The organism is Flavobacterium poyangense, assembly GCF_011751075.1.
Taxonomy (GTDB): Bacteria; Bacteroidota; Bacteroidia; order Flavobacteriales; family Flavobacteriaceae; genus Flavobacterium; species Flavobacterium poyangense.
This window is the reverse complement of sequence record NZ_JAALLN010000001.1, coordinates 990,845-1,016,790: the sequence shown is the minus strand read 5'-3', so window position 1 is coordinate 1,016,790 and position 25,946 is coordinate 990,845. Positions and strand designations below refer to the sequence as shown.

At 35.3% G+C, this 25,946-nt stretch carries 21 protein-coding genes; 20 read left to right on the top strand and 1 reads right to left on the bottom strand.

Translation table 11 applies throughout. The features are described from left to right. The 20 genes from G3A47_RS04165 (at nt 1) to G3A47_RS04070 (ending at nt 24,438) form a co-directional block, all read left to right on the top strand. Complete coding sequence (locus G3A47_RS04165; RefSeq protein ID WP_166920693.1) at nt 1-495, top strand: RNA polymerase sigma factor; 495 nt, start codon at nt 1-3, stop codon at nt 493-495. Next, nucleotides 482-1,051, top strand: coding sequence for a hypothetical protein (locus G3A47_RS04160; protein ID WP_166920691.1), 570 nt, complete (start codon nt 482-484; stop codon nt 1,049-1,051). Before G3A47_RS04165 ends, G3A47_RS04160 begins: the two co-directional genes overlap by 14 nt. Before the next feature lie 380 nt (nt 1,052-1,431). Beyond that, nucleotides 1,432-2,454: a Holliday junction branch migration DNA helicase RuvB gene (gene ruvB, locus G3A47_RS04155; protein WP_166920689.1), complete on the top strand. Its 1,023-nt coding sequence runs from the start codon at nt 1,432-1,434 to the stop codon at nt 2,452-2,454. Between the two features lie 54 nt (nt 2,455-2,508). Continuing rightward, nucleotides 2,509-3,432: a tRNA epoxyqueuosine(34) reductase QueG gene (queG, locus tag G3A47_RS04150; RefSeq protein WP_166920687.1), complete on the top strand. Its 924-nt coding sequence runs from the start codon at nt 2,509-2,511 to the stop codon at nt 3,430-3,432. A 470-nt stretch (nt 3,433-3,902) separates the two neighbouring features. Next, the gene (locus tag G3A47_RS04145) at nt 3,903-4,328 is read left to right on the top strand and encodes a CBS domain-containing protein (protein WP_166920685.1); all 426 of its coding nucleotides are present in this window, start codon (nt 3,903-3,905) and stop codon (nt 4,326-4,328) included. 159 nt (nt 4,329-4,487) lie between these two features. Next, nucleotides 4,488-6,779: an NADP-dependent malic enzyme gene (locus G3A47_RS04140; protein ID WP_166920683.1), complete on the top strand. Its 2,292-nt coding sequence runs from the start codon at nt 4,488-4,490 to the stop codon at nt 6,777-6,779. A gap of 336 nt (nt 6,780-7,115) precedes the next feature. After that, a complete protein-coding gene (ruvA, locus tag G3A47_RS04135; RefSeq protein ID WP_166920681.1) occupies nt 7,116-7,697 on the top strand; it encodes a Holliday junction branch migration protein RuvA in 582 nt (193 codons plus the stop codon). Nucleotides 7,698-7,721: 24 nt separating this feature from the next. Then, nucleotides 7,722-14,975, top strand: coding sequence for a T9SS outer membrane translocon Sov/SprA (sov, locus tag G3A47_RS04130; protein WP_166920679.1), 7,254 nt, complete (start codon nt 7,722-7,724; stop codon nt 14,973-14,975). A gap of 86 nt (nt 14,976-15,061) precedes the next feature. Then, a complete protein-coding gene (gene gcvH, locus G3A47_RS04125) occupies nt 15,062-15,442 on the top strand; it encodes a glycine cleavage system protein GcvH (RefSeq protein WP_166920678.1) in 381 nt (126 codons plus the stop codon). Then, on the top strand, nt 15,435-15,818 hold the full coding sequence (locus tag G3A47_RS04120) for a VanZ family protein (RefSeq protein ID WP_166920676.1): 384 nt from the start codon (nt 15,435-15,437) through the stop codon (nt 15,816-15,818). Before gcvH ends, G3A47_RS04120 begins: the two co-directional genes overlap by 8 nt. 114 nt (nt 15,819-15,932) lie before the next feature. Then, the gene (gene deoC / locus G3A47_RS04115) at nt 15,933-16,676 is read left to right on the top strand and encodes a deoxyribose-phosphate aldolase (RefSeq protein WP_166920674.1); all 744 of its coding nucleotides are present in this window, start codon (nt 15,933-15,935) and stop codon (nt 16,674-16,676) included. Then, on the top strand, nt 16,677-18,815 hold the full coding sequence (locus G3A47_RS04110; RefSeq protein ID WP_243860376.1) for an energy transducer TonB: 2,139 nt from the start codon (nt 16,677-16,679) through the stop codon (nt 18,813-18,815). 518 nt (nt 18,816-19,333) lie between these two features. Continuing rightward, nucleotides 19,334-20,236, top strand: coding sequence for a heme o synthase (gene cyoE / locus G3A47_RS04105; protein WP_166920672.1), 903 nt, complete (start codon nt 19,334-19,336; stop codon nt 20,234-20,236). A 2-nt stretch (nt 20,237-20,238) separates the two neighbouring features. Next, the gene (locus G3A47_RS04100; RefSeq protein WP_166920670.1) at nt 20,239-20,826 is read left to right on the top strand and encodes a cytochrome c oxidase subunit 3; all 588 of its coding nucleotides are present in this window, start codon (nt 20,239-20,241) and stop codon (nt 20,824-20,826) included. 42 nt (nt 20,827-20,868) lie between these two features. After that, a complete protein-coding gene (locus tag G3A47_RS04095) occupies nt 20,869-21,852 on the top strand; it encodes a cytochrome c oxidase subunit 3 (RefSeq protein ID WP_166920668.1) in 984 nt (327 codons plus the stop codon). A gap of 18 nt (nt 21,853-21,870) precedes the next feature. After that, nucleotides 21,871-22,221 carry a cytochrome C oxidase subunit IV family protein gene (locus tag G3A47_RS04090; protein WP_166920666.1) on the top strand — a complete coding sequence of 117 codons (351 nt, stop codon included), beginning with the start codon at nt 21,871-21,873 and terminating at the stop codon, nt 22,219-22,221. A gap of 78 nt (nt 22,222-22,299) precedes the next feature. Continuing rightward, complete coding sequence (locus G3A47_RS04085; protein ID WP_166920664.1) at nt 22,300-22,941, top strand: hypothetical protein; 642 nt, start codon at nt 22,300-22,302, stop codon at nt 22,939-22,941. A 12-nt stretch (nt 22,942-22,953) separates the two neighbouring features. Next, entirely contained in the window at nt 22,954-23,643 is a 690-nt protein-coding gene (locus G3A47_RS04080; RefSeq protein WP_166920662.1) for an SCO family protein, read from the top strand. A gap of 2 nt (nt 23,644-23,645) precedes the next feature. Beyond that, complete coding sequence (locus G3A47_RS04075) at nt 23,646-24,188, top strand: DUF420 domain-containing protein (protein ID WP_166920660.1); 543 nt, start codon at nt 23,646-23,648, stop codon at nt 24,186-24,188. Continuing rightward, complete coding sequence (locus tag G3A47_RS04070; protein WP_166920658.1) at nt 24,178-24,438, top strand: hypothetical protein; 261 nt, start codon at nt 24,178-24,180, stop codon at nt 24,436-24,438. The genes G3A47_RS04075 and G3A47_RS04070 overlap by 11 nt, the downstream gene beginning before the upstream one ends. A gap of 22 nt (nt 24,439-24,460) precedes the next feature. On the opposite strand, the gene G3A47_RS04065 is transcribed toward G3A47_RS04070, so the two are convergent. Next, on the bottom strand, nt 24,461-25,867 hold the full coding sequence (locus G3A47_RS04065) for a DUF4403 family protein (RefSeq protein ID WP_166920656.1): 1,407 nt from the start codon (nt 25,865-25,867) through the stop codon (nt 24,461-24,463). Nucleotides 25,868-25,946 lie beyond the last annotated feature (79 nt).

The following is a 25,946-nucleotide window of genomic DNA, read 5'->3' as shown; positions in this document are numbered from 1 at the left end:
GTGGTCAAAAAGGAACAATTTAACGATATATACAACAAGCATTACAGCAAAGTATTTCGTTTGTGCAAAGGTTATTTTTGCGGAGATATTGCCTTTGCTTCCGATGCAACGCAGGAGATTTTCATTAAAGTATGGGAAAATTTAGATACGTTCCGAAACGAATCCAGTATCAGTACCTGGATTTATAGGATAGCAGTAAACACCTGTCTTCTGTATTTGCGAAAGTCATCTTCCAAAAAAGAAATCAGAACAGCTATTTTGCCACAGGTTGTTTTAGAGACCTATTCAAACGAAAAGGAAGAACAGCTTCAACAAATGTATCAATGTATACAAAAGCTGGAAGAAACGAATAAAATGATAATTCTTATGACTTTGGATGGTATCGAATATCCTGAAATTGCAGAAGTAATCGGGATCACGGAAGAAACACTTCGGGTTCGAATTCATCGAATTAAAAAAAGTTTAACTCAATGCGTACAAAATGAAAACATTTGAAGATTTACAAAATATATGGGATCAGCAAGGGGAATCCAATGCAAAACCGGCAGCCGACGATGTTATTGACAAGGCAGAAACGCATACTAAAAAAATTAAGCGCAATCATTTTTGGACCAGAATAATTTTGAGTGTGACCATGATAATACTGATCTTCTATTATGTTTGGGTAGGGGCTTACAAACAAACGTTATTCAGTTTAGGATTAGGGATTATGATTTCAATGCTTTTATTGCGTATTGTTTTAGAGTGGATTAGTGTGAGAAAATTAGAAAGTATAAAAGCAGATGTTTCCTTAATTGAATACGGTAAGCAGGCGCATCAATTTTACCAATGGAGAAAAAAAATCCATTATATCTTTACACCTATAGTTTATCTCAGTTATATTGCCGGGTTCATGTTTCTTTTACCCATTTTTAAGGAAAGTTTTTCAAAAGGATTTTACCTTTATATACTAGTAAGCGGATTTGGGTTTTTACTGTTCTTCGGATTTTTAATGATCAGAATAATCAAAAAAGAAATGAGACTTTTAGATTTCTTGAAAAATATCTCGTAACAGAATACGAGTCTGGAAGAGTACTTTTAAATTAGAAAAAAAATCCTTTTAATCTGTGAAATCAGTGGCTGTTTTTTTTGCCGCAGATTAAAAGGATTAAAGCGATTATTTCGAAACTTTATAAAATTCAATTCGTGAAAATTCGTGTAATTGGTGGCAGCTAAGTTTTTTGCCGTGACTCGAGCGATAGCGAACAGGCGAAGCAATTACACGAATTTTCATGAATTGTTTTGTTTTTTACTTTGAATGCGAATATGAAATGACAGAAATCAAATTCCGAAAAGGCTTATTATTGAGTTGGAATTTGGAGTTTAAAATTTGATTTTTTTAATTGGAATTTAACTGTTTTACAAACTGATTACTTTGTTTATCTTTGTAAGATGAATGAAAACCTAGATCCTACCACAAAAGGATACAACCCGGAAGAGCTAGATCTTGAAAAAAGATTGCGTCCGCTGTCATTTGATGATTTTGCAGGACAAGACCAAGTTTTAGAAAATTTAAAAGTTTTCGTTGCCGCTGCAAATCAACGTGGTGAGGCATTAGATCATGCTTTGTTTCATGGGCCTCCGGGACTAGGGAAAACGACATTGGCTAATATTCTGGCTAATGAATTACAGGTTGGAATAAAAATTACCTCCGGACCGGTTTTAGATAAACCCGGAGATTTGGCGGGTTTGCTAACTAATCTGGACGAGAGAGATGTTTTGTTTATCGATGAGATACATCGTCTGAGTCCAATTGTTGAAGAATATCTGTATTCGGCAATGGAGGATTTCAAAATTGATATTATGATTGAATCGGGTCCAAATGCGCGAACCGTTCAAATCAATTTGAACCCTTTTACTTTAATCGGAGCGACAACACGTTCAGGATTACTGACAGCTCCTATGCGGGCACGTTTTGGAATTTCTTCCCGTTTGCAATATTATACCACTGAACTTTTGACGACTATTGTCGAACGAAGTGCTTCTATATTAAAAATGCCAATTTCACTTGATGCGGCTATTGAAATTGCCGGACGTAGTAGGGGTACACCTCGTATTGCAAATGCGTTGCTTCGACGAGTTCGTGATTTTGCGCAAATAAAAGGTAATGGAACTATTGATATAGAAATTGCCCGTTATGCTTTGAAAGCATTAAATGTTGATGCACACGGTCTTGATGAAATGGACAATAAAATTTTACTTACTATCATTAATAAATTTAAGGGCGGACCGGTTGGTTTATCTACTCTGGCGACTGCCGTATCCGAAAGTAGTGAAACAATAGAAGAAGTATACGAACCTTTCCTGATTCAGGAAGGTTTTATTATGCGTACACCACGCGGACGTGAAGTTACAGATAAGGCTTATAAACATTTAGGTAAAATCAATACAAATATTCAGGGCGGATTATTTTAATTCTTTTATTATAGTAAATCCTGTTGTTGAAAAAGTTGTTTCTTCAAAGAGATAATGATTAATGCTAAAGAAATATATTCAAAATTTATAAAGGAGGAAGCTAAAAGACTAGGTTTCTTGTCTTGTGGTATCTCTAAAGCAGGTTTTTTAGAGCAGGAAGCTCCTCGTCTTGAGAACTGGCTGAAGAAAAACCATAATGGTGAAATGGCCTACATGGAAAACTATTTTGATAAACGATTAGATCCCACCTTATTGGTTGATGATGCAAAAAGTGTTGTCTCTCTTTTGCTTAATTATTATCCAAATGAAATTCAAAATCAGGAGAGTTTTAAAATTTCAAAATACGCTTACGGGCAAGATTATCATACTGTTATAAAAGAAAAACTAAAAGAATTTCTTTTCTCCATTCAGGAACATATCGGTGATGTTTCCGGACGTGCCTTTGTTGATTCGGCACCTGTCTTAGATAAAGCGTGGGCTGCAAAAAGCGGTTTAGGCTGGATTGGAAAAAACAGTAATCTGCTCACTCAAAAAGTGGGGTCATTTTATTTTATTGCCGAACTTATTTTAGATCTGGACCTGGAGTATGATCACGCCACAACAGATCATTGTGGTTCCTGTACAGCCTGTATAGATGCCTGTCCAACGCAGGCAATAGTGGCTCCTTATGTTGTTGACGGGAGTAAATGTATCTCCTATTATACGATTGAACTTAAAGAAAATATCCCCATGGAGATGAAGGGAAAATTTGATGAATGGGCATTTGGCTGTGATACCTGTCAGGATGTTTGCCCGTGGAATCGTTTCTCAAAACCCCATTCAGAGCCTTTATTTAATCCCAATCCAGAACTACTTTCTTTCTCCAAAAAAGACTGGATTGAAATTACCGAAGAAACCTTTCGGGCTGTTTTTAAAAATTCCCCCATTAAAAGAACAAAATTCGACGGTTTGAAGAGGAATATTAAGTTTTTGGAATAAGGATGTTGGTTGGAAATTCCAATTTTTGAAACTCCAGACTCCAGACTCCAAATTCCAAAGCAAAAGCTGACGACACAGTACTGTCATTTCGACTTTAGGAGAAATCACACAAGAAACTCCACACAGAATGTCTCCAATCTTTGTCGAAATACTATTGCGATTTCTCCTAAAGTCGAAATGACATAAGTAACTCCATACAGTATATCATCAAGCTTTGTCGAAGTGACAAGATTGCGGATAAAAAACTTTGCGCTTTTGCGGCTTTGCGAGAAATTTACGACACCTTATTCAAAATACTGGCTTTTCTGCAAAAAAACTTTAAAAACAACCTCCTTCTTTAATAGAAAAAATCTAAAATGAAAAATATGATGTATTATGTTTAAAATGAAGGGTTTGGCTTCTTAAAAATAACATTCGTTGTTATTTATGTGCATTTTTTTTTAACTTTATAGAACTAAAATTTTTCAGATATGACTGTAGATCAAATACTAAACGCAAAAGGGAAAAATGTTTATTCCGTGCTTTCTACGACCACTGTTTATGAAGCACTGAAAGTAATGGGAGAAAAAAACATAGGAGCAATTCTGGTTATAGACGGATCGGATCTGAAAGGAATATTGTCCGAAAGAGATTATGCCCGAAAAATTGTTTTGAAAGATAAATCTTCAAAAGAAACGTTTGTGCATGAGATTATGGAAAGTAATGTTTTCTCTGTACAACTGGCTAATAAAATCGAGGATTGCATGGAGCTTATGAGTACAAAACGCATCAGACATTTACCGGTTTTAGAAAACGGAATTGTAGTCGGAATTATTTCTATCAGTGATGTGGTTAAGGCAATTATAGAGATTCAGAAAGATACCATTAATCATTTAAATTCTTATATTTCGCAGTAAGTGAAATTCGCAAAATAATCTTAGAAAATAGTCCGTATCGTTACGGACTATTTTTTTTTCGATACCTCATATTGTTATTTTAACAAAAGAAAGCAACAAAAACATGCCTTTTTAAGTGAAGACTTATATCTTTGTAAGCTAGAATAAAAGCTAAAAACAATGAGTAAAGACAGTAAAAGAGAAGAGGCGTTATTATATCATTCGAAGCCGACTCCCGGAAAAATTCAAGTACTTCCAACAAAAAAATATGCAACTCAGAGAGATTTATCTCTGGCATACTCACCAGGTGTTGCCGAGCCATGTTTAGAAATTGCAAAAAATGTTGATGACGTATACAAATACACAGCAAAAGGAAATCTAGTAGCTGTAATTTCAAACGGTACTGCCGTTTTAGGACTTGGGGACATTGGTCCGGAAGCTTCTAAGCCAGTAATGGAAGGAAAAGGTTTGTTGTTTAAAATCTTCTCGGATATTGATGTTTTTGATATTGAAATCGGAACAAAAGATGTTGAAGAATTTATTCAGACCGTAAAAAATATAGCCCCAACTTTTGGAGGGATTAATCTTGAAGATATCAAAGCTCCTGAGTCTTTTGAAATCGAAAGAAGATTGGTAGAAGAGTTGGATATTCCTGTAATGCACGATGATCAGCATGGTACGGCAATTATTTCTTCTGCCGCATTGATCAATGCACTTGAATTAGCAGGAAAAAAAGCAGAAGATGTAAAAATGGTAGTTTCCGGTGCAGGTTCGGCTGCATTGGCATGTGCTGATTTATATGTTTTGTTAGGAGTAAAAGTAGAGAATATCTTAATGTTTAATAGTAAAGGACTTTTAACAAAAGACAATCCTTCATTATCAGACTTACAACAAAAATATGCGGTTGATATCGCTCCAATTGATTTAGCAGAAGCTTTAAAAGGAGCAGATATTTTCTTAGGATTGTCTTCAGGTGATATTATGTCAGCAGAAATGTTGTTGACTATGGCCGATAATCCGATCGTTTTTGCAATGGCAAATCCAAATCCTGAAATTAACTATACTTTAGCGGTAGAAACCCGTAAAGATGTTATTATGGCTACAGGACGTTCTGATTTTCCTAATCAGGTAAACAACGTTTTAGGGTTTCCATATATTTTTAGAGGAGCTTTAGATGTTAGAGCTACTAAAATTAACGAGGCTATGAAAATGGCGGCTGTTAAAGCATTGGCTTTATTAGCAAAAGAACCAGTTCCGGAGCAGGTAAATGTGGCTTACGGAGCAACAAAATTAGGTTTCGGAACAGAATATATTATTCCTAAGCCATTTGATCCTAGATTGATTACAGTAGTAGCGCCAGCGGTTGCAAAAGCAGCAATGGAATCTGGTGTTGCCAAAAATCCTATTACAGACTGGGCAGCTTATGAAGAGGTGCTTCTAGAAAGAATGGGGAACGATAATAAAATGGTGCGTTTAATTACAAACCGTGCAAAAATGGACCCAAAACGTGTTGTTTTTGCAGAAGCAGATCAGTTAAATGTATTAAAAGCAGCTCAAATTGTTTATGAAGATGGTATTGGTTTGCCTATTTTGTTAGGAGACAAACAATCTATTTTAGAACTTAAAGAAGAATTAGGTTTTGATGCTGAACTTGAGATTATCGATCCAAAAACGACAGAAGAAGAAGCAAGACGCAACAGATTTGCTAATTCGCTTTGGGAAACAAGAAATAGAAGAGGTATTTCATTGCTTGATGCTCAGAAATTCATGCGCGAGAGAAACTATTTTGCTGCAATGATGGTTAATGAGGGTGAAGCTGATGCTTTGGTTACCGGATACTCAAGAAGTTATCCAAGTGTGGTAAAACCAATGTTACAATTGGTAGAAAAAGCACCAGGAGCTTCGTTGGTGGCTACAGCCAATATGATGTTGACTTCCCGTGGACCAATGTTTTTGTCTGATACGGCTATAAATATCAATCCTTCAGCGCAAGATTTGGTAAATATCGCAGTTATGACCGCTAAAACAGCTAGAATGTTTGGATTTGAACCGGTTATTGCAATGGTTTCGTTTTCAAATTTTGGTTCTTCTTCAAGCGAAAGTGCTTCAAAAGTAAGAGAAGCAGTAGCTTATTTACATAAAAACCACCCGGAAATGATTGTTGATGGAGAAATTCAGGCAGATTTTGCATTGAATCCGGAGATGCTTAAAGAAAAATTCCCATTCTCTAAATTAGCAGGAAAAAAAGTAAACACTTTGATTTTTCCAAACTTAGAATCAGCGAATATTACTTATAAAATGTTAAAAGAATTGTATAAAGTAAATTCAATCGGTCCGATTATGATGGGTCTGGGTAAACCGGTTCATATCTTCCAATTAGGAGCGAGCGTTGAAGAAATGGTTAATATGGCTGCAATTGCGGTTATTGATGCTCAGGAAAAAGAAAGTAAAAAAAATAAATTAGCTAAATAATTCAAGTTGCTAGTTACTAGTTGTTAAATGTATACTGTAAGATGTAAAATGTATCATGTATAGTGTGCTTTAATTAACAGATTTTCTTCCCTTTAAGCGAATCGCTCGAATTTGGGTATATTGTTACTCTATTTCAGTGATCTGACATAACTATAATGTTTGTATAATGTAAAAAAGTAATCAGTTAAACAAAACTTATTACTTTTTACATTATACATTTTACATCTTACTGTATACATTATTATTCAACTGGCAACTTAAGTTAAATAGTATAAAACATAATGAACTGTTAATGTTGTCTTATTTTTATTATATTTGACAATAACAAATTATACTATGATAGCACATTTGCAAGGGAAATTAGTAGAGAAAAGCCCCACTGAAGTCGTAATTGATTGTGGTGGAGTAGGTTATCATGTTAATATATCCCTACATACATTTTCGTTGCTTCCCAATGCTGATTTTATAAAATTGTATACGCATCTTCAAATCAAAGAAGATGCGCATACTTTATTTGGTTTCGCAGAAAAATCAGAACGGGAAATATTTAGAATGTTATTGTCCGTTTCGGGAATAGGAGCTAATATTGCGAGAACAATGTTATCTTCAATTGAACCCAAACAAATTATAAACGCCATTGCCTCTGGGGATGTGGGAGTTATACAATCTATAAAAGGGATTGGAAACAAAACAGCACAGAGAGTTATACTTGATTTAAAAGAAAAAGTGTTAAAATTGTACGATTTGGACGAAGTTTCAGTAGTTCAGAACAATACAAACCGTGATGAAGCGTTATCTGCTTTGGAGGTTTTAGGTTTTGTTCGTAAGACTTCTGAAAAAGTAGTCGAAAAAATCGTAAAAGAAGATCCGGAGGCGACTGTCGAAACGATCATTAAAAAGGCATTAAAAAGCTTATAAACTCAATTTATATAAACGAATTGTATGCGTAAAATTTGTATTTTTTTACTGGTTTTATTTTGCGGTAATGTTTTGCGGGCGCAAGTAAATCCAGCAGTTCAAGATACAACTAAAACTCAGTTTTCTGTTGGGAAATTAGAGTTGGAAAATCCACCCAGTATACTTTCGGCTTATAAATATGATCCCATTACAGACCGATACATTTATACCAAATCGGTAGATGGTTTTTCTATCAATTATCCAATTGTCTTAACACCAAAAGAGTACGAAGCTTTAGTACTGAAAGAATCCAGAAGAGATTATTTCAGAAAAAAAGCAGATGCTATTGATGGTAAAAAATCAGGAAGTGAAGCCGCTAAAAAGGATTTGCTACCGCGATATTATATTAATTCGAGTCTTTTCGAGAGTATTTTCGGTAGTAATACCATCGATGTAAAGCCCACAGGATCAGTTGAGATGGACTTAGGGATTCGTTATACCAAACAAGACAATCCTTCTTTTTCGCCAAGAAACCGATCTAACCTAACCTTTGATTTTGATCAGAGGATAAGTATGAGTTTAATGGGGAAAGTGGGAACCCGATTAGAGGTAAATGCGAATTATGATACGCAATCTACATTTGCTTTCCAGAATTTATTCAAACTCGCTTATACCCCTTCTGAGGACGATATTGTTCAGAAAATTGAAGTAGGTAACGTTAGCATGCCACTTAACAGTACTTTAATCAGGGGAGCCCAAAGTTTATTTGGGGTAAAAGCACAACTGCAGTTTGGGAAGACTACTATTACAGGAGTTTTCTCAGAACAAAAGTCACAAACAAAGAGTATAGTTGCAGAAGGTGGCGGTACAGTTCAGAACTTTGATTTGTATGCTTTAGATTATGATAATGACAGACACTTCTTTTTATCTCAATATTTTAGAAATAAATACGATGCGTCTTTAAAAAAATACCCCTTTATTGACAGTCGTGTTCAGATTACAAGACTTGAAGTTTGGGTAACCAATAAACAAAACAGGGTAAGTACAACCAATAACAACCTGCGTAATGTTGTGGCACTTCAGGATTTGGGAGAAGCACAAATTACCGGGATTCCGGATAATGAAGTGGTGGTAATAGGAAGTACTACAGATTTTTTTATTCCCGGTAGTATAGATAAACCAAGTAGTAACACCAACAACAAATTCGATCCCGCGACTATAGGTAGCGGAGGTTTTCTGAATCAGACTATCAGGGAAATTGCAACAGTAGAGAAAGGGTTTGATCCACGGGTAGATGCTAAGGAAGGGAGAGATTATTCGGTATTGGAAAATGCCCGAAAACTAACCTCAAATGAATATACTTTTAATGCACAATTAGGATATATCTCTTTGCAACAGCGTTTGGCCAATGATGAAATTTTAGCCGTTGCTTATGAATATACAGTTGGAGATAAAATATACCGTGTAGGGGAATTTGGTAGTGATGGAGGAGATGGTACGCTTGTTACAGGAAATAACACTCCTAATCAGACCATTATTACACAGAGTTTGATCTTAAAAATGCTGAAAAGCAGTTTGACAAACGTAAAAAATCCGGTTTGGAATTTGATGATGAAAAACGTTTATCAGATTCCTCAGGCGTATCAAATAAAACAAGATGATTTCAGATTAAATATTCTTTATACAGACCCGTCTCCTATAAATTATATTAGCCCGGTGACCGGAACTCATTTTCCGGATGATCAAGGACCTAACCCAAATCCCGCTAATTATTATATTACCAAAACGCCGTTACTAAATGTTTTTGATATTGATCAGTTAAATTATAATAATGATCCTCAAAAAGGCGGGGATGGTTTTTTCGATTATATACCGGGGATAACAGTTGATTCTCAAAACGGACGAATTATTTTTACAACTAAAGAACCTTTTGGAGAACTTTTGTTTCAGAAATTAAAGGGTGCCGCGGGAGAAGATTATAATAATCCGGGGACTTATAATGACAACCAAAAGAAATACGTGTTTAGAAACATGTATAGAAATACCCAGTCAGGAGCTTTGCAGGATGCCGATAAAAATAAATTTTTATTAAGAGGTAAATACAAATCTACGGGAAATAACGGTATTCCGATCGGAGCGTTTAATGTGCCGCAAGGTTCTGTTGTGGTAACAGCCGGTGGAAGAGTCTTGGTAGAGGGTATTGATTACAGTGTCGATTATCAATTAGGAAGAGTTCAGATTTTAGATCCTTCACTTCAGGCATCCAATACACCTATTCAGGTTTCGTTAGAAAACAATTCTATTTTTGGGCAACAGACCCGAAGATTTATGGGGTTGAATGTTGAGCACAAAATTTCGGATAAATTTGTGGTTGGGGGGACTTTCTTAAAGATGACAGAAAGACCCTTTACACAAAAATCAAGTTATGGTCAGGAATCTGTAAATAACACGATTTTTGGGTTTAATGGAAATTATTCAACAGAAGTTCCTTTCTTTACCAGATTGGTAAATAAATTACCTAATATCGATACCGATGTTCCTTCGAATCTTTCGATCCGTGGTGAAATTGCTTTTTTAAAACCTGATGCTCCGAAAGCCAGTGATTTTGAGGGAGAGCCAACCATTTATATAGATGATTTTGAAGGTTCGCAATCTACTATTGACATGCGTTCGGCTTATGCATGGAGTCTGGCATCAACACCATTTGTAAATTCAGAAGCAAACGATCCTTTTTTCGCCAAGTCAAATACTTTAGAGTATGGGTCAAAAAGAGCAAAATTATCATGGTATACAATTGATCCTGTGTTTTACTCTTCCAAACCATCCGGTATTTCAAACGATGATTTGTCGCTCAATACCACAAGAAGAATTTATAGCAGAGAGTTGTATCCAAATACCGATATAGCCCAGGGTCAGATACAGGTGGTTAATACACTTGACTTAAGTTATTATCCGTCAGAAAGAGGTCCGTATAACAACAATCGAAATTTCAATACAGAACCGGCTGCCTCTAATTTTGGAGGTATTATGCGTGCGATAAATTCAACGAATTTTGAGCAGGGGAATGTGGAGTATATTCAATTTTGGGTACTCGATCCTTACGTAGGAGCAGGTCAGGCCCAAGGAAATAATACAGGAAAAATCTATTTTAACTTAGGAGAGGTTTCTGAAGATGTTTTAAAAGACGGAAGGAAACAATATGAAAACGGATTGGGCCCGGATCAAATAATGGTTAAACCACGTGCACTGTGGGGTGAGGTTCCTGCATCACAGTCTTTAATTTATGCCTTTGATACCAATGAAGGGAATCGTAGAAATCAGGACGTTGGTTTAGATGGTATCTCGGATGCAAGAGAAAGTGAGGTTTATACTAATTTCGCCGGAGAAGCGGATCCTGCTGCAGATAACTATACGTATTATTTAAACAGAGAAGGTGGTGTTAAGGAACGTTACAGAGATTATAATGGTCTTGAAGGGAATTCACCTGTTAGTATCAATGATCCGAATAGAGGATCTACAACACTGCCGGATGTCGAAGATATTAATCGTGACAATACGATGAATACCATCAATGCGTATTATGAATATAGTATTGATGTTAAACCCGGAATGCAGGTAGGACAAAACTATATTACAGATATTCGCGAAGTAAGCAATGCCGAATTGCCAAATGGAAGTACCACTAATGCAAGATGGATTCAGTTTAAAATTCCGGTTTCTCAGCCTCAGAATACAATAGGAAATATTACAGATTTCAGATCAATTCGATTCATGCGTATGTTTATGACCGGTTTTAACGATCAGATGACAGTACGTTTCGGAGCTTTAGATTTAGTAAGAGGAGAATGGAGAAGGTATACCGGAACATTAGATGCAACTGATCCAAATCCGGATGATGATAATACCGATTTTGATGTTTTGGCTGTCAATGTTCAGGAGAATAATACAAAATGCCCTGTTAACTATGTTATTCCTCCGGGAGTGCGAAGAGAGCAGTTGTACAATAATAATACAGTTATTAATCAAAATGAGCAATCACTTGCTTTACGTGTTTCGGGTGGTGGATTGCAGTTTAGAGATTCAAGAGCTGTTTTTAAAAATGTAAGTGTTGACATGCGTCAGTACAAAAAAATGAAAATGTTTTTGCATACCGAAGCATTGCCAAATGATGTGTTGGAAGATGGTGAAATGGTCGGTTTTCTTCGTTTTGGTAATGACTTTACGCAGAATTATTATCAAGTCGAAATTCCTTTAAAAGTAACAAGACCGGCCGGTTCTTGCGCGGTAAGCCCGGAGGATGTCTGGTATGATGATAACAATATTGATTTGGCATTGGAGTTATTGACCCGTATGAAAATTAAGGCGATGCCTCTGGATATTAATTCGGATAAAAGAGATATTAATGGTGTTTATTATCCTGATGACGATATATCAGTAGAGGGGGGTGACGGTAACAGCAGACTAAGATTAGGAATAAAAGGAAATCCTAATTTTGGTTTGATTCGAACTTTAATGGTCGGAGTAAAAAGTGCGGCCGATCATAAAGATATAAAAGGTGAGGTGTGGTTTAATGAACTTCGTATGGCCGATCTGGAAAATAAAGGAGGGATGGCAGCTGTATTAAGTATCGATACTAATATGGCCGATTTTGCCACCATTTCTGCTACCGGACGTAAAAGTACGATTGGTTTCGGAGCTCTTGAACAAGGAGCCAATGAAAGAGACCGTGAAGACATTCAACAGTACAACATTGTAACCAATTTAAATCTTGGGAAGTTATTGCCTCCTAAATGGGGAATCAATTTGCCTTTTAATTATGCGATCGGAGAAGAAGTAATTACACCGGAATACGATCCGTTTAATCAGGATATAAAATTGAAGCAGTTGTTAAGAGAAACAACGAATCAGGCTGAAAAAGAGAATATCAGAACCCGTGCTGTTGATTATACAAAACGAAGAAGTATTAACTTTATTGGGGTTAGAAAAGACAGAGCTCCGGAGCAGAAACCACATGTGTACGATGTGGAGAATTTTACCTTTTCGCAATCCTACAATCAGGTCGAACGTCACGATTATGAAATTGAAGACTATCAGGACGAGCAATCAAGTACTGCGGTAAATTATGCCTATACGTTTCAGCCCAAAGAAGTAGTTCCTTTTAAGAAGACACAGTTCATGAAAAAAAGTGATTATTGGAAAATGTTAAGTGATTTTAATTTTAATTACCTGCCTTCCAATGTTACCTTCAATACTAATATTTTAAGACAAAGTAACCGTCAGCAATTTAGACAAGTTGAAGTAGAGGGGATTGGACTAAGACCGCTTTACAGAAGAAATTTTGCTTTCAATTATCAATATGGTTTCGGGTATAATTTGACAAAATCATTGAAGTTGAACTATACAGCCGCCTCTAATAATATTGTTAGAAACTTCCTAAACGATGATAATTCACCTAAGGAAGATTTTACAATCTGGGATGATTATTTAGATATCGGAACGCCAAATCAGCATGTACAACAATTGGTGCTGAATTATGAAATTCCGATCAATAAAATTCCGGCCTTAAGTTTTATAAAAGCAACTTATTCTTATACGGGTGATTACAGTTGGCAACGCTCTTCAGAGGCTTTTTCAAAATATGAAGCAGCTGATGGGTTAACTTATGATCTAGGAAATACTATTCAAAATGCGAACTCCAATACGTTGACAACAACATTTAATATGGGTCTGTTGTACAAATACGTTGGCTTGACGCCGGGAGGTAAAAAACCGGTAAAACCTAAAACGGCAGCACCGCCGAAACCGGGAGAGAAAATTGTAAATGTACCGAAAACAGTTTCCGGTGGCAGTCCATTTTATGATGGGTTGATTGGGGTATTGACAAGTGTTAAAAACATTCAGGTCAATTACACTAAAAATAGTGGAACCGTTTTACCGGGATATACGCCAAGCGTTGGTTTCTTCGGAACTTCAAGGCCAACATTAGGATTTGTTTTTGGTAGCCAGGATGATGTGCGTTATGAAGCGGCTAAAAATGGATGGCTTACCAAGTATCAGGACTTCAATCAGAATTTTACGCAAGTAACCAATACACTGTTAAAAGTGACGGCCAATGTAGATTTATTCCCTGATTTAAAGATTGATCTGGCAATGGACAGATCGTATTCTCAGAACAGTTCTGAACAATATAGTGTAAGTGAAGACGGAGAGTATAGGCCTTTGTCACGCTATAGCTATGGTATGTTCTCGATTTCAACGGTATTGATCGGAACTTCTTTTTCTACAAGTAACGAGAAGCAATCTGCTGCATTTGATGATTTCAGAAACAATCGTCTGATAATTGCCAATAGACTGGCAGAAGACTATTATGGAGCAGGAAACCCGATCCCGAGATATGGAGATATTAATAATCCGATTCCCGGACCTCCGACTGACCCTGATCCTACTAAAGATACTGAGAAAAGGAAAAGAGATATCTATTCCTCAAATGTAGGGTATCCGATAGGTTTCGGGAAGAGCAATCAGGCGGTATTGTTGCCTTCTTTCCTTGCGGCTTATTCCGGGAAAAATGCGCAAGGTGCGTCTACTGATATTTTCAGAAGTTTTCCGATTCCGAACTGGAGTGTAAAATACAACGGATTAATGCGCTATAAGTTCTTTAAAAATGCATTTAAGCGTTTTTCTTTACAGCACAATTACCGTGCTTCTTATACGATTAATCAATTCCGATCGAACTTTGATTATTATCAAAAAACGGGAGCGGATAATAAAGATGTAAATTTCAATTTTTACAATAAAACCGTGATGTCAAATGTCAATTTGGTAGAGCAGTTTAGTCCGCTTATTCGGGTAGATTTCGAATTGAAAAGTTCGCTGAGAGTACTTACGGAAATCAAAAAAGACAGAGCATTGTCAATGAGTTTTGATAATAATTTATTGACTGAGGTGAAGGGAATGGAATATATTATAGGTTTAGGATATCGCTTCAAAGATGTTATTATCTCGTCAAGACTGGCAGACAGCCCGACAGGAATTATTAAAAGTGATATCAATATAAAAGCGGATTTCTCTTTACGTAATAACGAAACATTGGTACGTTATTTAGATTATGACAACAATCAGCTGGCTGCAGGGCAAAATATCTGGTCATTAAAACTAACAGCAGATTATTCGTTCAGTAAAAACTTAACGGCTATATTTTATTACGATCACTCGTTTTCTAAGGCTGTAATTTCAACATCATTTCCATTAACAAATATTCGCTCCGGATTTACATTGCGATATAATTTCGGAAATTAATTTTGAATTTCTAAAGTAGATTTTATTAGAAGATTATTACATTTGTGGCTAGATAATCAAATATCAATTTTTTAAACACAACTATTATGAGCATACCAACAAATTTAAAGTACACAAAAGATCACGAATGGGTTAGCATTGAAGGCAATGTTGCAACTGTAGGAATTACACATTTTGCTCAAAAGGAGCTAGGTGACATCGTGTATGTTGAAGTAGAAACTTTAGATCAGACACTGGATAGAGACGAGGTTTTTGGAACAGTTGAAGCAGTAAAAACAGTTTCTGATTTGTTCTTGCCTTTAAGCGGAAAAATCATTGCTTTTAATGAAGAATTAGAAAGTGCTCCGGAAACAGTTAATGATGATCCTTACGGTGATGGATGGATGATCAAATTAGAAATTGCCAATGCATCAGAAATTGATTCGTTGTTAAGTGCTGATGATTATAAAAAACTAATCGGTGCCTAAACAAATATTACTTTGCTGGGCAATTATTTGTTCAGGAATTATCACCTATTTCTGTTTGACAGATTCAAGTAATATTCCTGCTGTTAGTTTTCCAAATATTGATAAAGTAGTACATTTTTGTTTTCATTTCGGATTTACAATTTCCTGGATTTTATTTTTCAAAAAAGAATTAAAAGGAAAAAGTACAGACGATTTTAAAGCGTATCTGATTTCGTTTATATTCTCCGTTTTCTTCGGAATTACAATCGAAATTTTGCAAAGTGTTTTTACGACCACCAGAGCGTCGGATGTAGCAGATGTTTTAGCAAATACAATTGGAGGTACAACCGCAATTTTTACAGCTATAGCTTTAAAGAAGCAAATCGATAAAATATAAGAATAAATACCCACTTCGGTGGGTTTTTTATTGCCCACAAATGAAGTGCTGATAAGAGTGTTTTTTTTCTGAATTTTAAACGTATTTTTGTTCCCGGTTATAATTCACAAAATCATGAACGTCAAGCATTATTTAGATTCCACTTACTTAAAAACAGCTTCGCAAGCAGGGCTTTCTGAAGTAGCAAATCTTGCTGTGGTCAAAAAGGCCGTTAACGAGGCAATTGTAGAAGGATTTAAACTCATTATGATCCGTCCTGAACATGTGAGTCTGGCTAACGAAATGATTCTAAAAGCCAATTCGACTTTGCTTGTTGGTACTGTAATTGATTTTCCGGAAGGCAAATCGGATATAAGTACAAAAATTAAAGAAGCAAACGAAGCAATAGCAAACGGTGCAGACGATTTGGATTTTGTCTGTAATTATGAAGCTTTTAAAAATGGTGATATTGCGCTGGTAAAAGAAGAAATTTTACTTGGAACACAAGTTGGACTGGCGCACAATAAAACCGTAAAATGGATTATTGAAGTTGCAGCTTTAAATGATAAAGAGATTATTCAGCTTTCGGCTTTGATAAAAAATGTGATTATCTCCAATTTTAAAGAAGAAAATTATAATGCAGTTTTTGTAAAATCATCTACCGGTTTTTTTAAAACCAAAGACGATTTGCCAAATGGTGCTACTGTTCCAACGGTTATTATGATGCTGGAAAATGCATCGCCTTTATCGGTAAAAGCTGCCGGTGGAGTGCGATCGTATGATGAAGCAATAGAAATGATTCGTTTAGGAGTTAAACGTATCGGAACTTCGGCGGCAAAAGCAATTGCCAATGGAGAGAAGACCTCAAATCAATATTAAATGAAAACCCAAATTTACGTGAGCAAGATTTTCTTAACCTTCGTTTTTACATTAACCGTCTTGTTTGCTTTTTCGCAGGAAAATCCAAATTCTTCTATTACTTCCGGTTTTGCATCAGAGCAATTTCCTGTTTTTCCGAATTGTGAAAATTTGCAATCTAAAAAACTGGAGAACTGTTTTTATAAAGAAGTTCAGGATTTTGTCTTTCATAATTTTGAAGTTCCTCAGGATTTAAAACAATCTCAGTATAAAGGAGAAGTGAGAGTTCTTTTTGAAGTAGATGAAAAAGGAGAGTTCAAAGTAATTTATGTAAATGCATTAAATGAAGCATTATCGCAAGAAGCAAAACGTGTTTTTGGGAAGTTTCCTAAAATAAAACCTTCTACATATAACGGAAAACCTACCTATTCAAAATATACAATTGTAATCGGTATACCATTAAAAAGTGCTGATCAGATTGCAGAAGAAGCTTTGGCGGCAGCTCAGATTTTAAAACCGGTAGAAAAACCAATGACTGAATTGGATAGTATTGTCTATAAAAAATACAACAATCCGGAGTTTAGCAGTCATTTAAATATTCCGTTTTCGCATAGCTACTACGCACAATTTGACGGAGCAATGAATCAGGTTGGAAGTAACAATCATACGGCCTCTAAACCGTATACCTACAGTGAGGTTACTAAATATTACAACCTGAAAGCGGTTAACGAATCGCTTCAGAAAAAGACATCGACCTGGTTAGGAAGAAAATTCTGGAATGAGAATTTAGTACAAATTCAGGGAGAAGATTATTGGCTGGCATTAAACCCTATTCTTGATTTGCAAGTGGGTAAGGCTTCAGATATTGATCCTTCGACTTATGTGAATACACGTGCTTTGAATTTTAGAGGTGGTCTTGGAAAGCAAATTAATTTTACAACCACAATTTTTGAAAGTCAGGGCCGATTTGCAGGTTATTTTAATGATTATGCTGAGTCTATAAAACCTTCAGGAGGAAATCCGGCTATTGTTCCCGGAGTTGGAATTGCAAAACGATTTAAAACAGATTCGTACGATTTTCCTTTAGCGGAAGCTAATATTACGTTTGCTCCAAGTAAATTTTTCGATTTGCAATTGGGGTATGGCAGAAATTTTATTGGTGATGGATATCGTTCTTTGTTAGAAAGTGACGGACCAAGTCCGTATCCGTACTTTAAAATCAATACCACTTTCTGGAAGATCAAATATACCAATACGTACATGTGGTTAAAAGATGTTCGCCCGGATGTTACGGTTGAAAAAACCTATGCAACAAAATTTATGGCGAATCATTATTTAAGTTGGAATGTTTCAAATAAGTTAAATTTAGGTTTCTTTGAGTCTGTAGTCTGGACCGACAGTAACAACAGAGGATTTGATGTTAATTTCATCAACCCGATTATTTTTTACCGTACGGTAGAATTTACTTCTTCTTCAAAAAGTGGGAATGCGCTTTTGGGACTATCTTCCAAATACAAATGGAGCAATGAGTTTAATTTATACGCTCAGCTTTTGATTGATGAATTTTCATTCGGAGATATAAAAGGAGGAGATAACAGTTGGAAAAATAAAATAGGATATCAGATAGGAGCGAAGTACTTTAATGCCTTCAAAGTAAAAGATCTGTTGTTGCAGGTAGAATACAATCATGTGCGTCCGTATGTGTATTCTCATAGTGCTGTTATTACCAACTATGGTCACAATAACCAAAGTATGGGGCATCAATGGGGAGGAAATTTTGAGGAATTAGTAGCAATCGCACGTTACCATAAAGGACGTTATTTTGCCGATGCAAAACTAACCGTTGGAAAACGTGGTCTGGATTTTAATACCGCTACAGACAGTTTTAATTACGGAGGTGATATTTACAAGAGTTACGACGAAAAACGCCCGTATGATAAAGGAGTAAAAGTAGGTCAGGGTAATAAAACCGATATTTTTATTGCCGATATACAAGGAGGTTATTTAATTAATCCGATGTCTAACTTAAAACTCTTCGGAAGCTTTATTTACAGAAATTTTGATCCGACACAAGAAACAGCAACAACGTTCAAACAAAGTACTACCTGGTTTACTGTAGGATTGCGTTCTGATATCTTTAACTGGTATTTTGATTACTAGTAGGGAAGGGGTAAGATTCTAAGTCTCTAAGATTCTAAGTTTTGTTTTTAAATGTAGATTTTCAGTGGTTTAAACAGTTGTGTGAAATTTGTGCAAATTATATTCTAACACATAGAAACATAGCTTTTGTTTGTGAAAAAAAGAATGTAAAAGAGAAACACATTTCTTTCGCATAGTAAAACGACGAATCTAAGCCTGATTATTCATTTAGTAATAGTACTACTCAACGATTGAATTCAGACCAAAACAAAACAGTTCGTGGGAATTTGCGAAATTCGTGGCAAAAAAAAACTCACCGCCCAGAACCTTTGCTCCTTTGAGCCTTTGCACCTTTGAACCTCCTTCACAGAAAATGTGTGTTTTTAATAAGATTTTTCAAAAAGATTGTGTTAAAAATCTGCAAGTCCTTATTTTGTAAAGGTTTTATTGAAAAAAAATATAATTTAATAGGTCTTGATTCTATAATCAATTTGTACCTTTGCACCACTCAAAAAAAAACATTCAAAACTTTTATCGTATTGAACGCTACTAAAAACACATTTTCATTTAAATCATTGTTTCTCGATTTCAAAGAAATCACTAAAGCAGGTTTGGCGATTAGTGTTTTGTTTTCTTCTATTGCGGGATATTTGTTAGGTGTTAATGATGAACATCCTTTTAAATGGAGTGTTCTTATTATTTTGTCTATTGGAGGATATTGTATGGTTGGAGCTTCAAATGCTTTCAATCAGGTAATCGAAAAAGATATAGATTCTTTAATGGATCGAACAAAAAACCGTCCCGTTCCTTCAGGGCGTATGTCTCCAAAAATGGCTTTGATTGTGGCAAGTTTATTAACAATTGTCGGAATTGCGTTGCTTTATAGTATTAATGCAAAATCGGCTATGTTTGCTGCGATCTCTATATTTTTATACACCAGTGTCTATACGCCTTTAAAGACGGTAACACCATTATCTGTTTTTGTAGGGGCTTTTCCGGGAGCAATTCCTTTTATGCTAGGATGGGTTGCTGCCAGTGGAGAGTTTGGTATAGAAGCCGGAACCTTGTTTTTGATTCAGTTTTTCTGGCAATTCCCTCATTTTTGGGCTATTGGATGGTTCTTGTATGAGGATTATGAAAAAGCAGGAATCTTTATGTTGCCAACAGGCAGAAAAGATAAAGGAACTGCTATGCAAACCATGTTGTATACCGTTTGGCTGATAATAGCTTCATTGTTGCCTTGTTTAGGCTTTACAGGACAGTTGTTTATTACGCCTGTTGCGGCGATTTTGGTTTTCTTATTAGGATTATGGATGCTGTTTTATGCGGTACGACTGTATAAATTGCGAACAGCGAAAGCAGCAAGAACATTAATGCTGGTTAGTGTTTCGTATATTTCATTATTGCAGATTATATATATAGTAGATAAATTTTTAAGATAGTTATGGAAATGACAATGAAAATAAGTGAAGAACAAGAAAGAAAATCAAAGTCGGCAAAATTGATTTTGTTGTTCGCAATGGTAAGTATGACAATGATGTTTGCCGGACTTACAAGTGCCTTTGTAGTAAGTAAATCAAGACCGGACTGGTTGAAGGATTTTCAATTACCGATCGCATTTTATTTCAGTACTGCTGTAATTATTGGTTGCAGTGTTACTTTTTATCTGGCTAAAAAAGCCATTCAAAAAGGCAATAGAAGTGCAACAACAGCTTTTCTTTTAACAACATTAGTGTTGGGTGTTTTGTTTGTGATTTTGCAATTTGAGGGATTTGCACAAATTGTAGAAAGAGGGTATTATTTTACGGGACAGGGTAGTTCAATTACTACAACTTTTCTTTATGTAGTAACCGTTACACACTTATTGCACTTGGCCGGAGGGTTGATTTCACTTTTAATTATAATTTATAATCATTTTAAACAAAAATACAATGCGACTCAAACTCTTGGTATAGAACTAGGTGCGATGTATTGGCACTTTTTGGATTTATTGTGGGTATTATTATTTTTATTTTTATATTTCTTTAAATAAGAAAAAAACGTAAATTTGGGAACTTTTTAACGAATATCTTTTATGAAAGCGACAGTTACTACTGCAAATAACGACGAAAAAACTTGGGGAGGCGGAGACATCCAGCCATTAGGAGCAAGTTATGGTAAAATGATGATGTGGTTTTTTATCGTGTCAGATGCCTTGACATTCTCCGGATTCCTTGCTGCTTATGGTTTTTCAAGATTTAAATTTATTGAAACCTGGCCTTTGGCTGATGAAGTGTTTACTCACTTTCCATTTATGCATGGTGTTTCGGCTCCGATGTATTATGTGGCCTTAATGACTTTTATTTTGATTTTCTCATCTGTAACTATGGTGTTAGCGGTTGATGCAGGTCATCAATTGAAAAAAACAAAAGTTGCAATCTATATGTTCTTAACTATTATTGGAGGTTTTATTTTCGTTGGTTCTCAAGCCTGGGAATGGAAAAACTTCATTAAAGGGGAATATGGTGCTATTGAAACAGCAGGAGGAAGTTTGTTGCAGTTTGTTGATAAAGATGGTAAAAGAGTAGCTTTAGCTGACTTTGCGGTTAAATTACCGGAACAAAGAGAAGCCCTTACAAGAAGCAAAACTTCTTGGTTCATGGAAGATGCCGAAACTCAGCCAAGCTTTACTGTTGCTGAAGTACAAGCAGGTTTTAAAGCGCACCCTGAATTGTTGGTAAGAACCGAACAATTGACGGAGAAAAAGAAAAAAACAGTTTTAAGCAGAGCCGAATCTGAGACTCGTTTAAGTACTGCAAAATATGTAGTAGAAGGGGCTAACCTGACTAGAAATGAATACGGAAGTAAATTGTTTGCTGATTTCTTTTTCTTTATTACAGGATTCCACGGATTCCACGTATTCTCTGGAGTTATTATCAATATCATTATCTTCTTTAATGTATTGTTAGGGACTTACGAGAAAAGAAAAAGCTACGAAATGGTAGAGAAAGTTGGTTTATACTGGCACTTTGTCGATTTAGTTTGGGTATTTGTATTTACAGTTTTCTACTTAGTTTAATTTTAGATTTTAATTATTATGTCACACGAGCACGTATCAAATACAAAAAGAATCTGGTTTGTTTTTATATTGTTGTCTATAGTAACTACTGTAGAGGTAGTTTTAGGGATTTACAAACCCGGATTTCTTGAATTCACTCATTTTGTAGGCTTGAATTTATTGAACTGGATATTTTATATCCTAACCATATTCAAAGCATATTACATTGTATGGGCGTTTATGCACATGGAAGGTGAAAAAAGCAGCTTTAGATGGTCTGTTGTATCACCGGTTATTTTCCTTGTTTTATATCTATTGTTTATTTTACTTACAGAAGGACATTATATTTATGGGGTTTTTAAAGATTCTACTATTAAATGGAATTTTTAACATGATATTAATTCGAAAAGAGGCTCCGTTTAACGGAGCTTTTTTTATTTTTGTACCTCAATAACTTCTACTGAAATAATGAAAAAAAATATAGTTCTCTTTTCGCTTTTTATTTTGCCAATTGTCGCCTATTTATTTTTTGCCTCGGGCGTAAACAGCTTCACTACTCTTCCCGTAATAACACCAAAAATTGCTGATTTTGGGAATTGGAAATCGTTAGACGGTAAAAAAGTTTCTCTCAACAAAAAGATAACCGTTTTAGGTTTTTCAGGGACAGCTATTTTAGAGAATCGCGGGAATTATTTTAATCTAAATGAAAAAATTTACAAACGTTACCACGGTTTCGAAGACCTTCAGTTTGTAGTGCTGTGTCCAACAGGTACAGAGGTAGAAGCGCAAAAGGTTTTAGATGCTCTTAAGCCATTTACTGATGTTTCAGGATGGAACTTTGTTTTTGCTTCACCGGACGAAATTAATACTTTTTATAAACAGTTAAATTTAAAAGGAAAGCTGGACGATAAGTTAGGGACTTCGAATGTTTATATTATAGATAAAGAAAGAAATTTAAGAGGCAGAAAAGACGAGAAAGATTATAAAGAAGGATACGATACTTTTCACCCGTCTGAATTGAGTAACGAGATGTTAGATGATTTTAAAATTATCTTGTATGAATACCGTGCAGCGCTTAAAAAGAATCACAATGCCACTAAACAACTTTAAATTTCAATCATAATGTTTAAAAATAAATCATATATCGGAATTTCGTTTATTGTTTTAATCTTTGGAATTTACGCTGTGCCAAAAATTGTAGACAGAGTAACAAATGGAGAAATTGTAAAGGGAAACCGTTTGGATAATGTGGGTTCGAAAAATTCAAAGTCAGAGGCAAAGTTACTGACCATTGGACCGGCACCTAAATTCGAATTGACGAATCAGGAGAATAAAAAAATCTCAAATGAGTCTTACAAAGGAAAAGTGTATGTATTAGAGTTCTTCTTTACAACCTGTCCTTCTATTTGTCCAAAGATGAATTTAAGCATGCTTGAAATCGAGAAGACTTTTTTTGGAAATCCTAATTTCGGAATCGTTTCAATTACAATAGATCCAAGTCATGATACTCCACAGGTTTTAAAAGATCATGCTAAGCTATTAGGCGTAAAATCGTCTAATTGGAATTTCCTGACCGGAGAGAAAGCAACCATTATGGATTTGTCTAACAAAGGTTTCAATCTTTATGCAGGCGAAAATGCGAAAGTGAACGGTGGTTTTGAGCATTCCGGACTGTTTGCCTTGATTGATAAAAACGGAAATATTCGTTGTCGTAAAGACGATTTCGGGAATCCAATTTTGTATTATGACGGATTAGATAAAAAAGGAGTTAGAGACATTCAGGAAGACATTAAAATATTATTAGAAGAATAAAAATGAAAGAACGTTCATTAGAAGAAAAATACAATAAATTAATTATTGCAGTTTCAATTATAATTCCGCTTGTAGTCGCTATTTTGTTTGGAGTTAAGTTAAAAGATTTTGGTGTAGATGTAGAGCCGCTTTCATTTTTGCCTCCAATTTATGCTACAACAAACGGTATTACAGCGATTGTTTTGGTTTTGGCGGTATTTGCCATTAAAAACGGAAATCAAAAGCTGCACAAGGGGTTAATGACCTTTGCAATTGCATTGTCTGTCGCTTTTTTGGTGATGTATGTCGCTTATCATATGACTTCTGATTCTACTAAATTTGGTGGAGAAGGAACAATACGTTATGTGTATTTCTTTATTTTAGTTACGCATATTTTATTGTCTATTGCCATTATCCCATTGGTGTTAATTACCTACGTAAGAGCTTTGGCAAAACGTTTTGACAAACATAAAAAGATTGCTAAAATAACATTTCCGCTTTGGTTATATGTTGCAGTAACCGGTGTAGTGGTTTACTTAATGATATCTCCATATTATGTATATTAAAAATAAATACAGATCAAACTCCAAATTCCAAAGTTTTGTTTTTGGAATTTGTATTTTTTTAATTGGAATTTCGGCCAATGCGCAATGCGCTATGTGTCGTGCTGCTTTGTCAGGTGATTCTAATATAAAGAAAGCAGAGGCAGTAAATGACGGGATCGTTTTCCTGATGGTGATTCCTTATCTGTTAGTAGTGATATTAGGAGTTCTAATTTACAAAATGTATCAATCTAAAAAGAAAAAAGCAGAATAATCATTCTGCTTTTTTTTTGCTTTTATTTCAATCCGTCAACCGAGACATTTACGGTGCCATTTATTTTGATAAAGGCTATAATTGCCTGATTAGTTAATTGAATTTTATCAAACTGTATGTCTTCCATTTTTCCATTTACAAATACTCCGGGCATAGGCGAGTAGTTTTTAAGATAAGCTGCCATGCTTTTTTTACCTTCATCGAGATTGGGTTGAATAGAATAACGACAACTTTCTTCCATTTTTCTTAGAATATATCCCTGAGCAAGCCAGCTTGCTGTACGTATTAATTTACTTTTGGTGTCCAGGACGTAATCCAGTTTGTCAAAATAGATTTCTTTGGTTTGTGGGTTGTATTGCGGAAAACCATTCAGGTAGATTGTTCCGTTGATAGATCCCAGAACATCCAGTGCAATTACCATTTTTTCATTTTTATGCCAGATGGCAACATTTTTTACGGTGATTTTTTTGCTTCCGGTTCCAAATTCCTGACCTGCAAAATTTTTGGTCATGATTTTAGAGGCATCAGTATAAGTCGAAATAGCGGCAATATTAGCCGAAATTTGATTTGGAATTTTAGCAACCGGTTTCAATACAATCTTGTTGGCGCTAAACTTTGATTCGGGTTGTTTGCCAACAATGGTTTCCATATTGCATTTCATACCCATATCCAGTAAAAACTGATCGTTTTTAAGTTTCGCGTTTGTAGCATAAGCTTCGAGTGGAACAATGCGCAACCAGCTTTCGTAAGTATCACTCATCTGAAAAGGGGTACAGATTTTTTCTAAAGCAGACAAAACGTTTGGTTTAAAATCCATAGATTTTTCGATAGCATCGTCTATGCTTTTCTCAATTTTTGATTTAAAAATAGAGACTGCCGGATTTATTAGATACGTAATAGGTAAACTCTTTCCAAAAACCATCATGGTCGGACTCTCGTTCCAATCCAGGGATTTAAATTCTGTTTTGGTGTTCAGCTTCCAGTTGGTTAAAGCAACCTCACTCGATAGGGTGATTACACCATTCAGATTAAATTCACGAATGTCATAAAGTGCAACACCCAGTTTTTTAGTACCGATTCTGTATTTGACAGTCGCTTTTAGGGGCAGAATGGTTTTTATTTTTTTATCCGGATTCGCCGGGTCATTCTGAATTTTAATAGGTGCCAGTTTCCATATTTTCATTTCAATATCGTCGTCTTCTATATTGTTGTCTTCATAAATTAACCCATTTAGAAGAGCGTTAGTCTGGTTTTCGATATCACGAAGTTTTACCGTAATCGGTAAGTTGATAAACGACGGATTACTTTCATAAACTAAAGGACTGGCATCGTCCGGCTCCGGTTTTAAAGTTTCTAATTTTTGAGTAGTGGAGCAGCCAACAAGTACATTAAGTACTGTGAACAAAGAGAGAATTGAAAGAAACTTCATTGGTAATACTATTTAAGATAATACAAAATTAAGAAAACAATTATATTATCTTAAAAAAGTGTAACAATTGATAGTAAAA

Coding starts and splice junctions, on each gene's coding strand:
- G3A47_RS04110 (WP_243860376.1), top strand. CDS start 16,677: ATGAAAACCCAAATTTACGTGAGCAAGATTTTCTTAACCTTCGTTTTT.
- sov (WP_166920679.1), top strand. CDS start 7,722: ATGCGTAAAATTTGTATTTTTTTACTGGTTTTATTTTGCGGTAATGTT.
- G3A47_RS04140 (WP_166920683.1), top strand. CDS start 4,488: ATGAGTAAAGACAGTAAAAGAGAAGAGGCGTTATTATATCATTCGAAG.
- ruvB (WP_166920689.1), top strand. CDS start 1,432: ATGAATGAAAACCTAGATCCTACCACAAAAGGATACAACCCGGAAGAG.
- deoC (WP_166920674.1), top strand. CDS start 15,933: ATGAACGTCAAGCATTATTTAGATTCCACTTACTTAAAAACAGCTTCG.
- queG (WP_166920687.1), top strand. CDS start 2,509: ATGATTAATGCTAAAGAAATATATTCAAAATTTATAAAGGAGGAAGCT.
- G3A47_RS04160 (WP_166920691.1), top strand. CDS start 482: ATGAAAACATTTGAAGATTTACAAAATATATGGGATCAGCAAGGGGAA.
- G3A47_RS04100 (WP_166920670.1), top strand. CDS start 20,239: ATGGAAATGACAATGAAAATAAGTGAAGAACAAGAAAGAAAATCAAAG.
- ruvA (WP_166920681.1), top strand. CDS start 7,116: ATGATAGCACATTTGCAAGGGAAATTAGTAGAGAAAAGCCCCACTGAA.
- G3A47_RS04075 (WP_166920660.1), top strand. CDS start 23,646: ATGAAAGAACGTTCATTAGAAGAAAAATACAATAAATTAATTATTGCA.
- G3A47_RS04065 (WP_166920656.1), bottom strand. CDS start 25,867: ATGAAGTTTCTTTCAATTCTCTCTTTGTTCACAGTACTTAATGTACTT.
- G3A47_RS04070 (WP_166920658.1), top strand. CDS start 24,178: ATGTATATTAAAAATAAATACAGATCAAACTCCAAATTCCAAAGTTTT.
- G3A47_RS04090 (WP_166920666.1), top strand. CDS start 21,871: ATGTCACACGAGCACGTATCAAATACAAAAAGAATCTGGTTTGTTTTT.
- G3A47_RS04145 (WP_166920685.1), top strand. CDS start 3,903: ATGACTGTAGATCAAATACTAAACGCAAAAGGGAAAAATGTTTATTCC.
- G3A47_RS04085 (WP_166920664.1), top strand. CDS start 22,300: ATGAAAAAAAATATAGTTCTCTTTTCGCTTTTTATTTTGCCAATTGTC.
- G3A47_RS04080 (WP_166920662.1), top strand. CDS start 22,954: ATGTTTAAAAATAAATCATATATCGGAATTTCGTTTATTGTTTTAATC.
- G3A47_RS04095 (WP_166920668.1), top strand. CDS start 20,869: ATGAAAGCGACAGTTACTACTGCAAATAACGACGAAAAAACTTGGGGA.
- gcvH (WP_166920678.1), top strand. CDS start 15,062: ATGAGCATACCAACAAATTTAAAGTACACAAAAGATCACGAATGGGTT.